At 59.4% G+C, this 13,614-nt stretch carries 11 protein-coding genes; 9 read left to right on the top strand and 2 right to left on the bottom strand.

Annotation, left to right across the window (positions count from 1 at the left end; genetic code table 11):
- Positions 1-5 precede the first annotated feature (5 nt).
- The 4 genes from IAI51_RS03930 (at position 6) to IAI51_RS03915 (ending at position 5,533) form a co-directional block, all read left to right on the top strand.
- Positions 6-884, top strand: coding sequence for an endonuclease/exonuclease/phosphatase family protein (locus tag IAI51_RS03930; protein WP_187677287.1), 879 nt, complete (start codon positions 6-8; stop codon positions 882-884).
- The gene (locus tag IAI51_RS03925) at positions 881-2,959 is read left to right on the top strand and encodes a GGDEF domain-containing protein (protein ID WP_187677286.1); all 2,079 of its coding nucleotides are present in this window, start codon (positions 881-883) and stop codon (positions 2,957-2,959) included. Before IAI51_RS03930 ends, IAI51_RS03925 begins: the two co-directional genes overlap by 4 nt.
- 101 nt (positions 2,960-3,060) lie before the next feature.
- Complete coding sequence (locus tag IAI51_RS03920; protein WP_187677285.1) at positions 3,061-3,843, top strand: N-acetylmuramoyl-L-alanine amidase; 783 nt, start codon at positions 3,061-3,063, stop codon at positions 3,841-3,843.
- Positions 3,844-3,916: 73 nt separating this feature from the next.
- The gene (locus IAI51_RS03915; RefSeq protein ID WP_187677284.1) at positions 3,917-5,533 is read left to right on the top strand and encodes an EAL domain-containing protein; all 1,617 of its coding nucleotides are present in this window, start codon (positions 3,917-3,919) and stop codon (positions 5,531-5,533) included.
- Here IAI51_RS03915 and IAI51_RS03910 read toward each other — a convergent pair.
- Together IAI51_RS03910 and algB are read right to left on the bottom strand one after the other, a co-directional pair.
- The gene (locus IAI51_RS03910) at positions 5,530-7,320 is read right to left on the bottom strand and encodes a KinB sensor domain-containing domain (RefSeq protein ID WP_187677283.1); all 1,791 of its coding nucleotides are present in this window, start codon (positions 7,318-7,320) and stop codon (positions 5,530-5,532) included. The two genes, IAI51_RS03915 and IAI51_RS03910, sit on opposite strands and share 4 nt — an antisense overlap.
- 10 nt (positions 7,321-7,330) lie before the next feature.
- Positions 7,331-8,677: a sigma-54-dependent response regulator transcription factor AlgB gene (gene algB / locus IAI51_RS03905; RefSeq protein WP_187677282.1), complete on the bottom strand. Its 1,347-nt coding sequence runs from the start codon at positions 8,675-8,677 to the stop codon at positions 7,331-7,333.
- Positions 8,678-9,104: 427 nt separating this feature from the next.
- Here algB and IAI51_RS03900 point away from each other — a divergent pair, with 427 nt between their 5' ends.
- The 5 genes from IAI51_RS03900 to IAI51_RS03880 all read left to right on the top strand — a co-directional run bounded on the left by IAI51_RS03900 (position 9,105) and on the right by IAI51_RS03880 (position 13,565).
- Complete coding sequence (locus IAI51_RS03900; protein WP_187677281.1) at positions 9,105-9,389, top strand: hypothetical protein; 285 nt, start codon at positions 9,105-9,107, stop codon at positions 9,387-9,389.
- A gap of 72 nt (positions 9,390-9,461) precedes the next feature.
- Complete coding sequence (locus IAI51_RS03895; protein ID WP_003177151.1) at positions 9,462-9,626, top strand: DUF1328 domain-containing protein; 165 nt, start codon at positions 9,462-9,464, stop codon at positions 9,624-9,626.
- A gap of 2 nt (positions 9,627-9,628) precedes the next feature.
- Positions 9,629-10,093: an inhibitor of vertebrate lysozyme family protein gene (locus tag IAI51_RS03890; protein WP_187677280.1), complete on the top strand. Its 465-nt coding sequence runs from the start codon at positions 9,629-9,631 to the stop codon at positions 10,091-10,093.
- 706 nt (positions 10,094-10,799) lie between these two features.
- Positions 10,800-12,131: a glutamate/aspartate:proton symporter GltP gene (gltP, locus tag IAI51_RS03885; protein WP_187677279.1), complete on the top strand. Its 1,332-nt coding sequence runs from the start codon at positions 10,800-10,802 to the stop codon at positions 12,129-12,131.
- A 204-nt stretch (positions 12,132-12,335) separates the two neighbouring features.
- The gene (locus IAI51_RS03880; RefSeq protein WP_187677278.1) at positions 12,336-13,565 is read left to right on the top strand and encodes a nucleoside recognition domain-containing protein; all 1,230 of its coding nucleotides are present in this window, start codon (positions 12,336-12,338) and stop codon (positions 13,563-13,565) included.
- Positions 13,566-13,614: the final 49 nt, after the last annotated feature.

The raw sequence follows: 13,614 nt of genomic DNA, 5'->3' as shown, positions 1-13,614 counted from the left end.
CCGCCATGCGCCGCTGGAAAACCGAACGCACCGTTGGCCTGCATGATCCGCAGGTCAACGAGCATCACCTGGCGTCTACGGGCCTGCCAGCAGACCAGCGTCTGCGCTTGCTCAGTTTCAACATCCAGGTCGGTATCAGCACCGAACGTTATCGGCATTACCTGACGCGCAGCTGGCAGCATTTGCTGCCGCACACCGGGCGCTCAGGCAATTTGCAGAAGATTGGCGACCTGCTCGGCGACTTCGATCTGGTCGCCCTGCAGGAAGCCGACGGCGGCAGCCTGCGCTCAGGCTATGTCAATCAAGTCGAACACCTGGCTCATCTCGGGGCCTTCCCCTACTGGTATCAACAACTCAATCGCAACCTCGGTCGACTGGCCCAGCACAGCAACGGCGTGCTCAGTCGTCTGCGCCCGTGGGCGATTGAAGATCACCCGCTGCCCGGCCCGAAAGGTCGCGGGGCAATTCTGCTGCGCTTCGGCGAAGGCCCGGAAGCACTGGTGGTGGTGATGATGCACCTGGCCCTCGGCGCACGCGTGCGCAGCCTGCAGCTGGCTTACATTCGTGACCTGATCAGTGGCTATAAACATCAAGTGTTGATGGGCGACATGAACACCCATGCCAGCGATCTGCTACAGCATTCTCCGTTACGCGATCTCGGCTTGCTGGCCCCGCAAGTGGAAGCGACATTCCCCAGCTGGCGCCCTCAGCGCTGCCTTGATCATATTTTGCTCAGCCCGACCCTGACACTGGAAAAGGTCGAAGTGCTGGCCCAACCCATTTCCGATCACCTGCCGGTCGCGGTAGAGATTCGTCTGCCGGGTTCGCTCACGGCCGATGCATTACCCGCGTTGAGCACTGCCCCTCGCGGAACCCCTGAATGAGCGACGACGCCCAGCGCTGGAAAGAGAAGTACCTCAAAAGCATCGAACAACAGGACAAGCTCGAACGTCGCTGGGCCGCACGGCTCGATTTGCTTCGCCGAGGCCTGGTGCGCAGCACGCTGGCGGCCGAAGGCACCGACCGAGTGGTTGATCAATGCATGAAAGAGATGCGCGAAGTAGTGCGCACCGACGACATGGACGCCGGCCTCGCCGCCCTGTTGCCACGCCTGGAAAAAGCCGTGCTCGATTCCGAGCAGCGCCGCGAGACCCGCATTGATCAGGTCAGCACTGCGCTGACTTCGCTGGTGGCACAATTGCAGGCGTTGCCACTGCCGCGGGAGGTCGCCCAGCCACTGAAGAAGTTTGCCAAGCAACTGGATGGTCGCGTCGGACAAGCGCGGGAAATGCCGCTACTGCTGAGTGAGCTGAGCGGTTTGCAGGGCAAGGCGTTGAGTCAGTTGGAGACGCCGGCAGAGCCAGGACGCCCGGGGTTGTTGCAGCGGCTGTTTGGCACTCGTGAAAGTGAGGAGGCGACGACTCCCGTTGCTCCTGCGCCTGAGCAGGCCGCACCCGTCGAGCAACCGCACGCCGCGCCTGAACCTGAATCCGAACCGGTGCAAGCCGCCCCAGCCCCCATCGCTGCGCCAGCAGTGGTCGCTCCGGCGATCAAAGAAGCTGCGACCGTTGCAGCCATCGAGGCGACAAACGCTGCGGCGCAGCTTCAAGCCGAACCCGACGTAGTCGCTTTCGTTCCGCCCAAGGTCTTCTCCGAATCGGTCGTCGCTCCGACGGAAGCAGAAGCCATCGAGCCAGCGGTTACAGCACCAGCCCCCGTTCCGGCTCCGGCTCCGGCTCCAGTGCCACCCGCCGCCTTCAACCCCGACGAGTTGATTCATCCTGGCGATCCAGCACCGCTGATCCTCGACAGCCTGCCCCTGCCCGAACCTATTGCTCAGGCACTGGCTGCCATCGACCCGGAGCAAGCCGAGCACGACATTCTTTTCGCCTTGCCGGATTCCCCGGAGCCGTCCTATAGCTCCGTGGCCAAACACATCGAGGACACGCTGATCGGTCTGCTCGACGACCTGACGCTGCCAGAACGCCACCGTCCGCAAGCCGAGGCCATGCGCGAACGGCTGAAACACGGCTTGAACTGGTACGAACTGATCCCGATCCTCGACGATCTCGCAACATTGATGCTGGCCATCACCGACAGCGGCCAGCACGAATTCGAAGCCTACTTGCAGCAACTAAACGAACGCCTCGAAGCGTTTCAGAGCAACCTGCAAGCCGCCAGCGAAGGCCATGCCGACAACAGCTCGGCGGCGCGGGCGATGGACACGCAGATCCGCGAGCAAGTCGACGGTTTGCAGACCAGCGTGCAGGAAGCGGCGGATCTGGATGACCTCAAGCAGGTGCTGGAGAACCATCTGGAAGGCTTGCTCGGCACCATGGATCAACACCAGAAACAGCGCGACGCCCGTGAGCAGGAAGTGGCGGCGCGGCTCAAAGGTCTGTCCGAACGCGTGGCGCACATGGAGCAAGAGGCACAGGGCTTCCGCGAGCACCTTGAAGAACAGCGCCAGAAAGCCCTCATCGACCCGCTCACCGGCCTGCCAAACCGCGCGGCCTGGAGCGAACGGCTTGAGCATGAGATCAAGCAATGGCAGCAACACGGCAACACCCTGAGCCTGGCGATGCTCGACCTTGATCACTTCAAACGGATCAATGACAACTATGGCCACCTGGCTGGCGACAAAGTGCTGAAGATCATCGCCACCGTGTTGCGCAAACGCCTGCGCGGGTCAGATTTCATTGCCCGTTTCGGCGGCGAAGAGTTCGTCCTGCTGCTACCGGCAACCCCGCCAGCGGTCGGAGCGAAACTGCTGGAAACCCTGCGTGCGGCGATCGAAGCCTGCCCGTTCCACTTCAAAGGCGAACGGGTGACGATCACGATTTCCATGGGCCTGGCGACGTTCAGATCGGGAGAACACAGTGATCTGGTGTTGAAAAGAGCCGATCAGGCGCTTTATCGCGCAAAAAATGCAGGGCGCAATCGCGTCGAGCTAGGCTGAGCAAATTGTTCCATTTTGTTTAAATCCGCCCGCTGACCGTCTTCACGCAAGGCAGTACGTTACACTGTTGCATTACTGTCTTGTGTGTACTGCCTTCTGCCATGAAATTCTTTGCCCTCCTCGCGTCTCTTCTTGTTCTGGCCGGTTGCGCCAGCGGCCCGCGTTATGACACCAGCCATCCTTCAGTCAATTACGACAGCCGCATCCAGTTCGTGGTCGTGCATTACACCTCGACTTCGCTGGAGCGTTCGCTGCAACTGTTGACCCATGGTGAAGTCAGCAGCCATTACCTGATCGGCGACGACAAGAGCGCCACCGTCTACAAGTTGATGGACGAAAACCAGCGCGCCTGGCATGCCGGTGAAAGCCAGTGGCAGGGCCGCACGTGGCTGAACTCAAGCTCGATCGGCATCGAAATCGTCAACCCCGGCTTCAAGGACACCCCGACCGGGCGCCTTTGGTATCCGTACAGCGAGGCGCAGATTCAATCGCTGATCGTCCTGCTCAAGGACATCAGCAAGCGCAACGGCATCAGCCCACGGCACATCATTGGTCACAGCGACATCGCTCCATTGCGCAAGCTTGATCCGGGCCCGCTGTTCCCGTGGAAGCGTCTCGCCGCCGAAGGCTTGGGCATATGGCCCAACGAGCAAGCCGTGGCACGCCAGCAAGCGCTGTTCAACAATAGCGAACTGCCGAGTATCAGTTGGTTCCAGGGGCAATTGGCGCGTCTTGGTTACGACACGCCGCAGACCGGCGAACTGGACGTCGCAACGCGCCACGTCCTCGCGGCCTTCCAGATGCACTTCCGCCCTTCGCGCTTCGACGGCACGCCGGACGCACAAACGGCTGCGCTGCTGCTGGTACTCAATCAGACAAAATAATGACGCCCGCCCGACGGTCAGGGCGAAATTGCAATCAGCAGCTATAACTCATTGGTAATTCTTCGGATATTCCATGATGGTTGCTACCCGAGAGACGCTGCGTAGCTGGTTTTATCGCCCCTGGTTTTTGGCGATGATCGCGGCTGTCCTCAGTACCAGCCTGTTGATCGCCGGCGGGATGTTCTTGGCGATGCGTCAGGTCGAGCAAAGTGAAAGCCAGGAAATGAACGCCCAGGGCGAGCGTTTCCTCGCCCGTCTCGAGCAGCTGTTCGGCCAATTGCGCGAAAGTCTTGATGATCTCGAAGCCCAGCCTTTGCGCAGTTGCGATGACGAAATGATCGCCACGCTGCAGCAGGTCACCTTTAACTATCGCTTTGTCTATGAAGCGGCCTACATGGACGCCTCGCGGATCTGTTCCAACCGCCCTCGTCAGGAAGGCTTGTCGGTGGTCCGCGCACCGGACATCAGAGGCCCGACCTACAGCTATTGGCTGAACACCACCACCGAACCCGATGAAAACCGCGCCGCGCTGATGCTCGGCCGCGGCAATTTTCGCGTGGCCACCTCGCGCGGGCATTTGACCGACATGGTCGACCTGTCACCCGGCAGCAGCCTGTTAGTGGTGCTGGATCATGGCACCCGCGCGATTCCGGTGCTGGGCAAGGCGCAGGCATGGCCACCGACCGAACACTGGCCGCCGAAAAGCCAGGACGCCTTGCAAGTCACCCAGACGCGACTGATCTATCGCATGCCCACCGCCACCCCGGAATACCAACTGGTACTGATCACGCCGCGTACCGGCATGCACATTCCCGCTATCTGGTGGTGGATGATTCCGGCCTGTCTGTTGCTCGGCGCGTTCGTCGGCTTCTTCGTGTTTTTACTGGTGCGCCAGCGTCAGTCATTGGACGCCGAGCTGCACGGCGCCATCCGCCGTGGCGAATTGCAGGTGCTCTATCAACCGATCTTCGACCTCGACACTCGCAACTGTGTAGGTGCCGAGGCACTGCTGCGCTGGCGCCGTCCGGACGGCACGCTGACCAGCCCCGACCTGTTCATTCCACTGGCAGAAAACACCGGGCAGATCCGGCAGATGACCGACTTCGTTCTCCAACGCTTGCTGGAGCAATTGGGGCCGGTGCTGCGTGCCAACCCGCAGTTGTATATCTCGGTCAACCTCGCTGCCTGTGACGTGATGGTGCCGCGCATCGGCCAGGTCATGGCGCGTCTGCTGACCCTGCACAGAGTGGCGGCCAAGCAGATTGCGTTCGAGGTCACCGAACGTGGCCTGATTGATGTGGTGGTGGCGAAGGAAAACCTGCAAGCATTGCGAGATGTCGGCCATCAGGTATTGATCGACGACTTCGGCACGGGATATTGCAGCCTCGCCTACCTGCAAACACTGCCGGTGGACTGCCTGAAAATCGACAAGGCGTTCATCGACGCACTCGGCCATGACGCTGCCAGCAGCGGCGTCGCGCCACACATCATTCATATGGCGCAGGCGCTGGATTTGAAGGTGATTGCCGAAGGAATCGAACTCGAATCACAAGCCCAATTGCTCAGCAGCGAGGGCGTGAAGTTCGGTCAGGGCTGGCTGTTTGCGCACGCCCTGAGCGCGGTACAGTTCATTGAACTGATCACCCGTGGGCGACGGCTCGCCGGTCGCCGAATGGATGACGAAGCTTAAACGGCCAAAGCCATATAGAACTGCGTCCCCTGCCCCGGCCGCGAATAAACCCCCATCCGTCCGCCATGCAGCTGGACGATTTCCTTGCACAGCGCCAGCCCAAGCCCGGCGCCACCCTTCTTGCGTCCAACCTGGACGAACGGCTCGAAAATTCGTCCTTGCTGGCCGTAGGCAATGCCTTCGCCGTTGTCTTCGACGCTGATGATCACCCGCTCGCCGTGGCGACGCGCCTGCAAGCGAATCTGACCGTCGCGGGCGGTGTGGCGCAGGGCGTTATCGATCAGGTTGTCGAGCACTCGGTCCAGTTGCGCTTGATCCGCCTGCAAGCGCGGCAGCGGGCCCTGTACCTCTACCATCAATGCGATGCCTTTTTCCGCAGCCGTGTCGGCAAAGCGCAGTTGCGCCTGCTCCAGCAAATCTTCGATGGAGCACGGTGCCAGTGTCAGTTTCTGCAAGCCATTCTGGTAGCGCGAGAAGTTGAGCAAGTCGTTGATCAACTGCATCAAGCGCTGCATCTCTTCGTTGACGGTGTCGAGCAGGTCCGCCTCACGAGAATCCGCCGCAAACTTCGCCCGCTCACGGAACAGGCCGAACGCCATGTGCATACCCGTGACTGGCGTGCGCAGCTCATGGGAGGCACGTAATACGAATTCGCTGCGCACCCGCTCGAAGGCACGCTGCTCAGTGACATCGTGCAGCACCATCACCGCCCCCAGAATATGACCCTGGGTATGGCTCACCGGGGTCAGGCTGTAAGTCAGCAGGCGAGATTCGCCGTCGACCTCAATGCTCAAATCTTCCGGTGCTCGTTCGAGGGTGCCGCCGCGCAACACCAGTTGCAGTTGCGCATCCAGCTCAGGTCGCCCAAGTGCGCTGCCCAGGCCTTGCCCGAGACGGTCATCGTCCCAGCCCAACTGGCGCTGGGCGACCGGGTTGAGATGCTCCAAGTGGCCCTCGCGGTCGATCATCAGCAAGCCGTCATCGATGCTGTCGAGCACGGCCTGTAAGCGTTGTTGACCGGCCATCAACTCATCGACGTTAGTCGCCTGATGCTCACGCAAGGCTTCGGCCATCAGCCCGAACCGCTTGGTCAGCAGATTCATTTCCATCGCTGAGGAAATCGGCAGGGTCACTTCAAAGTTGCCTTGGCCGATATTGTCCGCCGCCCGCGCCAGCGCCTCGATCGGTGCGCCGAAACGCCGGGCAATGCCTTGGGCCGTGACGAAACCGATGATCAACACCGCCAGCCCAACAAGCCCAAGCAGGCCGGCGACCAACAGCGCCCGCTCGCGGGCATCTCGCTGGACGGCGTTGATATTGTCGAGCGCATGCTTGTGCTCGGCGATCAGTCCGTTGCGCAAGGTATTGAAGCGCTCGCGGAAGTCCGCATTGCTCATCATCGTCTTGGCAGGGTCACGGGACAGGTCGAACGCCTGCAGGAAATTCAGATAATCTTTTTTGGCCTGACTGAAACCATACAACTGACCATCGCCCTCCTTTTCCTGGGCGATGCCTTCGTCGAGCAACTGGAAGTAATGCTGCCTGGACGCTTCGAACGCCACGGGATCAGGCTTTTCCGCGAGCATGATGATCAGTTGATCACCCAGCGTCTGCCGCAGCTTGAGGCCCAGATCAAGGGTGGCGAAGTTACTGCGCACCCGCTCTTCCTGAGTTCCAGCCATCTGCATCACGCTGACCAGCCCGAGCAACAGCCCGAGCAAAGCCACGGTGATCAGTGCGGAAATGCTCAGGAACAAGCGGGTCCGCAACTTCATCGCCAGTTTCATCGTCGGGCGCTCACAGGTTGTAATGCTTGCGCTTGCGATACAGGGTCGAGGCATCAATGCCGAGGGTTTTCGCCGCTTGATCCAGCGTGCCGGCGGTGGCCAGAACGGCGCCGATATGCGCTTTTTCCAACTCGTCCAGGCTCAGCGCCGCGCCGACCCTTGGCGCATTGCTGGCTGGTTGCTCGGCCATGCCCAAATGGCTGATTTCCACGCGCTCCTGCGGGCAGATGATGCTTGCGCGCTCAACCACGTTGCGCAACTCGCGGATGTTGCCCGGCCAGCGATAACCGAGCAGCGCCTCACGGGCTTCGTCGCTGAACCCCCGAGCCGGACGTGCGTACTCTTTAACGAAGCGGGCAAGAAAGCGGTCGGCCAAGGTCAAAATGTCTTCGCTGCGCTCGCGCAACGGCGGCAAGTGCAAGGTGATGACGTTGAGGCGATAGAGCAGGTCTTCACGGAAACGCCCGTCGCGCACCATGTCTTCGAGATTGAGGTTAGTCGCCGCCAGAATCCGCACGTCGGCGCGGCGGGTCACCGGGTCGCCTACCCGCTCGTATTCCTTGTCCTGAATGAAGCGCAGCAACTTGGGTTGCAACGTCAGGGGAAAATCGCCGATCTCGTCGAGAAACAGCGTACCGCCGTCGGCCTGATTGACGCGACCCAAAGTACTTTCGCTGGCACCGGTAAACGCACCGCGACTGTGACCGAACAGCTCACTTTCCATCAGTTCGGCGGTCAGCGACGGGCAGTTAATGGTCACGCAGGACTTCTTCTCGCGCTTGCTCCAGCCGTGAATCGCCCGGGCCAGTTCACCCTTACCGGTGCCGGACTCACCCAGAATAAGAATGTTGGCGTCAGTACTCGCCACCTGCCGCGCAGTCTCCAGCACGACTTTCATCGCCGGGCTGTGAGAATCGAGGCCGTCCTTCGGCTTGCGGATTTCGCCTTCGAGGGCTTCAAGACGCGCCGAGAGTTGGCGCACTTCCAGTTGCTTGGCGGTCGCCAGGCGCAGTTGATCCGGGCTGCACGGCTTGACCAGATAGTCGGCGGCGCCAGCCTGAATGGCATCCACGGCGGTATCGACAGCCGAATGCGCGGTTACGATCACCACGCGCATCCACGGCGCCTGAATGCGCATTTGCGCCAGCACATCGAGGCCGTTGTCTTCGCCCAAGCGCAAATCAAGGAAGCACAGATCAAAGACCTGGCGTTGCAGCAGTGCGTCGGCCTGGGCCGCGCTGTTGGCAGTGGCGACCGTATAGCCTTCATCTTCGAGGCAATAACGGAAGGTTCGCAGGATGGCGGATTCGTCGTCCACCAGCAGAATGCGGCCTTGATGCTCAGTGGCAGATTCCATTTTTCCTACGCTCCATAGTGATTGGTCTTGGGTTAGTCCCGGAAAAATCGGGCAAGTTGCATGGTTGATTCTGAACGATGCCAGCCATAGGAGGGTAGCTCTCTCCTGCATTTACGGCTAATACACTGATTTTGTTGATTTTTTAAACAATCATCGATTTGCAGGGGATTCCCTGCGTACTTTTCTGACATCCGCGCCCTGCTCTCAATTCCATAAGAATGAAATCTCCTACGAAATAATCGTGCATTGCGCACGATCCTAGGAGCCCCATCGTGCAGGATGCGTCGTAATTCATTTTTATTGCACTCATAACTAATTGATTTTATTGAATATTTTTCAAATAAAAAATTGGCATGCAGCCTGCAATATCTCTTTTAGCCCGGGCAGATCAGAACTGCCCCAACCGAATAAGAGTGAGGAACCCAGGATGACTCGCCAACGTGCCGCCCAAGTGCGTATCTCGCCACTGCATATCCAGCAAGGCCTGTTCGGCGTTCTTGCCCTGTTGATCACCCTGATCGCGTGCCAGCAATACCTGAGCTGGGAAAACAGCCAGAAGGCTGAGCCGCTGATCTCGATGCAACACAGCACGCAGAAGCACTTCAGTGCCGTCAGCAATAGCCAGGCAGAGAGCGCCTCGATGCGCATGATGGATGTTGATCAGGCGCAGCCAATGGATGAGATGCCACGTGAAGAGCGCTGGGTTTTTTAACTGTTAAACAGATTCGGGCGCGATGCGCCGGAACACGCCACACCCCTAAATAGAGAAGTAAGGAGAATCACCATGTTGAGCTGGGCAATTACATTCTTGATCATTGCCATCATCGCTGCAGTACTGGGCTTCGGTGGTATCGCGGGCACCGCCACGGGTATCGCCAAGATTCTCTTTGTCGTGTTCCTGGTGATGTTCATCGCTTCCTTCTTCTTTGGCCGTCGCGGCCGAGGTTAACGATGATTGCGTTGAAGACATTGGCAGCCGCCCTGCTTCTGGGCGGTAGTGCCATGGCGATGGCGGCCAACGACGGCCAGACGCGAGTCAACGAACTCTTGAGTTCCGACCCGCAATACCGGGAAACCTGGGAAGGCGTGGTAAAGAAGGAAGAACGCCTGCCGGAATGGGTGATGAACCTGTCCGGCACGCCTGACCAGCAAATGAATGCCGTGACTGAAGATGGCGACCAGTATCTGGTTGGGCCGCTCTGTGAAAATGCAGACAAATGCCTGAACCACCGCTTGATCGTCGCGTTCAGTTTCGACAAGAAAGATGCCTACGCCATGCTCGTCGATGTGCCCGAAGGTCTGCCGGCTGACAAGTCGCCAACGCGACATGCCACCTACCGCTTCCTCGGCAAACCCGACCAGGGCATGCAGGATCTTTTGATGGAAACTCTGAAGAAAGATCCGAAGTGGTATTGATGCGAGTTTGAACATGAGGGCAGCCCCCCGCTGCCCTCCATTGCGCCCACCCGAGGAAGGCCGGCGCATGACCAAGGGGCCGGGACGTTCTGACTGTTACAGGGTCGGAGTGACCTACGGGTACAGGGAGTGCCTGCGCAAGGGCCGGGTCAGGGTAAAAGCTGCGTCGCAGGTTCGCCGACCCACAGTGGCTCGACGGACTTGCGCTGAGCTTTCAATCAGGCAGAACATTGATCTAGAGCGTCCTGCTCATCCTTTTATCGCTCACACTGCGTGCGAAAACATTTCGCGGTGTTTCCTGGCGACCGTATATCGCGAAAACATGTTTCCAACCAGTAGGACTTCTAGTCTCGAAATGTAGGCTTTTTCCGAAAATTTTCGTCGAAATTACTCGTTCAAAAAACAACCAATCTGCGCTGTGATGGCCGGTTCACGGCACTTATGCCGGCTGAAATGTCGCAATCGAACCGGTTGGGACGCCAGTTTCGTTAAAAAAAACTCATGCCGATTCGGCATAGGGTAGGCGTTTACGGCATTAGACGGCGCAACCTTGCATCGGAATAGTTGCGCCTTTTTTCGCCTGCCGAAGAGCCGTAAACACGCGCTTTGGGGCACCTTATACGGAGGCAGATGCACAGACTTTTCCGCTAAAAAGCGTTCCAGTTCCTGCATCTGCCTGAGTCAAACGCAAGTAAGGGTAAAGATAATGAAGAAGGCAAAACTCAGCCTCGCCTGGCAGATCCTCATCGGTCTGGTTCTAGGGATTGCAATTGGTGCGTTGCTCAACCATTTCAGTGCCGAGAAGGCCTGGTGGATCAGCAACGTCCTGCAACCGGCAGGCGATATCTTTATCCGTCTGATCAAGATGATCGTGATCCCGATCGTCATCTCTTCCCTGATCGTCGGCATCGCTGGCGTGGGCGACGCCAAGAAGCTCGGGCGTATCGGCCTGAAGACGATCATTTATTTCGAAATCGTCACCACCATCGCCATTATTGTTGGCCTGGTTCTGGCGAACGTGTTCCATCCGGGTGCCGGCATCGACATGAGCACGCTGGGCACGGTGGACATCTCCAAGTACCAGGCGACCGCCGCCGAAGTGCAGCATGAACACGCGTTCATCGAGACCATCCTCAACCTGATCCCGTCGAACATCTTCGCGGCCATGGCTCGCGGCGAAATGCTGCCGATCATCTTCTTCTCCGTGCTGTTCGGTCTCGGTCTGTCGAGCCTGCAGTCGGATCTGCGCGAGCCGCTGGTGAAGATGTTCCAGGGCGTCTCGGAAAGCATGTTCAAAGTCACCCACATGATCATGAACTACGCCCCGATCGGCGTATTCGCACTGATCGCGGTGACTGTCGCCAACTTCGGCTTCGCCTCGTTGCTGCCGCTGGCCAAACTGGTGATCCTGGTTTACGTCGCCATCGCCTTCTTCGCCTTTGTGGTACTGGGCCTGATCGCCAAGCTGTTCGGTTTCTCGGTGATCAAGCTGATGCGCATCTTCAAGGATGAGCTGGTGCTCGCTTACTCCACCGCGTCCTCGGAAACCGTGCTGCCGCGCGTGATCGAGAAGATGGAAGCCTACGGTGCGCCGAAAGCCATCTGCAGCTTCGTGGTGCCGACCGGTTACTCGTTCAACCTCGACGGTTCGACCCTGTACCAGTCCATCGCCGCCATCTTCATTGCCCAGCTGTACGGCATCGACCTGTCGATCAGCCAGCAACTGCTGCTGGTGCTGACGCTGATGGTCACCTCCAAAGGCATCGCCGGTGTACCGGGCGTGTCCTTCGTGGTGCTGCTGGCCACCTTGGGCAGCGTGGGTATTCCGCTGGAAGGCCTGGCATTCATCGCCGGTGTCGACCGCATCATGGACATGGCGCGTACCGCCCTGAACGTGATCGGCAACGCCTTGGCGGTACTGGTTATCGCGCGCTGGGAAGGCATGTACGACGACGCCAAGGGCGAGCGCTACTGGAACTCCCTGCCGCACTGGCGCAGCAAGGAAAAACTGCCGGCCGGCGAGATTTCCAAGCAGTAATCCAAGACCCTGTGGGAGCTGGCTTGCCAGCGATGAGGCCAGCACATTCAACATCTTTGTTGACTGACACGCCGCCATCGCGGGCAAGCCCGCTCCCACAGGGATCACCGCCAGCCGTTATAAACAAACCCCGGACAAAATCCGGGGTTTGTCGTTTCTGGCGACCCCGCTATCATTCGCCGCATCTTCCGGGGGATTTGACTGATGCTTAATGGCCTGTGGCTTGGCTTCTTTGTCGTGGCAGCAATATCTGCGCTGGTGCAGTGGCTGGTCGGCGGTAACGCCGGGATTTTTGCGGCGATGGTGGAAAGCATTTTTGCCATGGCCAAGCTGTCGGTCGAGGTCATGGTGCTGCTGTTCGGTACCCTCACCTTGTGGCTGGGCTTTCTGCGCATTGCCGAGAAGGCCGGGATCGTCGACTGGCTGGCCAAGGTGTTGGGCCCGCTGTTTCTGCGCCTGATGCCGGAAGTCCCACCCGGTCACCCTGCCCTTGGCCTGATCACCCTGAACTTCGCCGCCAACGGACTTGGCCTGGACAACGCCGCCACGCCGATCGGCCTGAAAGCCATGAAGGCGTTGCAGGAACTCAACCCCAGCGCCACCATCGCCAGCAACGCGCAGATCCTGTTTCTGGTACTCAACGCCTCCTCCCTGACCCTGCTGCCGGTGACGATCTTCATGTACCGCGCCCAGCAAGGGGCGCCGGATCCGACCCTGGTGTTTCTGCCGATTCTGCTGGCAACCAGTTGCTCGACCATCGTCGGTTTCCTCTCGGTGGCATTCATGCAGCGTCTGCGGGTCTGGGACCCGGTGGTGCTGGCCTATCTGATTCCCGGTGCGCTGATCCTCGGTGGCTTCATGGCGCTGCTGGCGACGATGTCGGCCACCGCGTTGGCGGGTCTTTCGTCGATCCTCGGCAATCTCACGTTGTTCGGGCTGATCATGCTGTTTCTGGTGATAGGCGCCTTGCGCAAGGTGAAGGTTTACGAGGCATTCGTCGAGGGTGCGAAAGAGGGCTTCGACGTCGCCAAAAACCTGCTGCCGTATCTGGTCGCAATGCTCTGTGCCATTGGCGTGCTACGCGCCTCCGGGGCACTGGATTTTGGTCTGGACGGGATTCGCCATCTGGTCGAATGGGCCGGTTGGGACACGCGGTTTGTCGATGCGCTGCCGACGGCGATGGTCAAACCATTCTCCGGCAGCGCTGCGCGGGCGATGCTGATTGAAACGATGAAAACCTCCGGCGTGGACAGCTTCCCGGCGCTGGTGGCGGCGACGATTCAGGGCAGTACCGAGACCACGTTCTATGTGCTGGCCGTTTACTTTGGAGCGGTGGGGATTCAGCGGGCGCGGCATGCGGTGGGGTGTGCGTTGCTGGCGGAGTTGGCGGGCGTGATTGGCGCGATTGGCGTGTGCTACTGGTTCTTTGGCTGATCACAGATCAAAACTGTAGGAGTGAACCTGCTCGCGATAGCTTGCTGAC

It is taken from the genome of Pseudomonas sp. N40(2020), from assembly GCF_014472415.1.
In the GTDB taxonomy this organism is placed as follows: domain Bacteria; phylum Pseudomonadota; class Gammaproteobacteria; order Pseudomonadales; family Pseudomonadaceae; genus Aquipseudomonas.
This window is presented reverse-complemented; position numbering and strand designations above follow the sequence as displayed.

Bases quoted from the DNA above. Each gene is read 5' to 3' on its own strand.
- IAI51_RS03930 (WP_187677287.1), top strand. From the start codon at position 6: ATGCGCCGCTGGAAAACCGAACGCACCGTTGGCCTGCATGATCCGCAG.
- IAI51_RS03925 (WP_187677286.1), top strand. From the start codon at position 881: ATGAGCGACGACGCCCAGCGCTGGAAAGAGAAGTACCTCAAAAGCATC.
- IAI51_RS03920 (WP_187677285.1), top strand. From the start codon at position 3,061: ATGAAATTCTTTGCCCTCCTCGCGTCTCTTCTTGTTCTGGCCGGTTGC.
- IAI51_RS03915 (WP_187677284.1), top strand. From the start codon at position 3,917: ATGATGGTTGCTACCCGAGAGACGCTGCGTAGCTGGTTTTATCGCCCC.
- IAI51_RS03910 (WP_187677283.1), bottom strand. From the start codon at position 7,320: ATGAAACTGGCGATGAAGTTGCGGACCCGCTTGTTCCTGAGCATTTCC.
- algB (WP_187677282.1), bottom strand. From the start codon at position 8,677: ATGGAATCTGCCACTGAGCATCAAGGCCGCATTCTGCTGGTGGACGAC.
- IAI51_RS03900 (WP_187677281.1), top strand. From the start codon at position 9,105: ATGACTCGCCAACGTGCCGCCCAAGTGCGTATCTCGCCACTGCATATC.
- IAI51_RS03895 (WP_003177151.1), top strand. From the start codon at position 9,462: ATGTTGAGCTGGGCAATTACATTCTTGATCATTGCCATCATCGCTGCA.
- IAI51_RS03890 (WP_187677280.1), top strand. From the start codon at position 9,629: ATGATTGCGTTGAAGACATTGGCAGCCGCCCTGCTTCTGGGCGGTAGT.
- gltP (WP_187677279.1), top strand. From the start codon at position 10,800: ATGAAGAAGGCAAAACTCAGCCTCGCCTGGCAGATCCTCATCGGTCTG.
- IAI51_RS03880 (WP_187677278.1), top strand. From the start codon at position 12,336: ATGCTTAATGGCCTGTGGCTTGGCTTCTTTGTCGTGGCAGCAATATCT.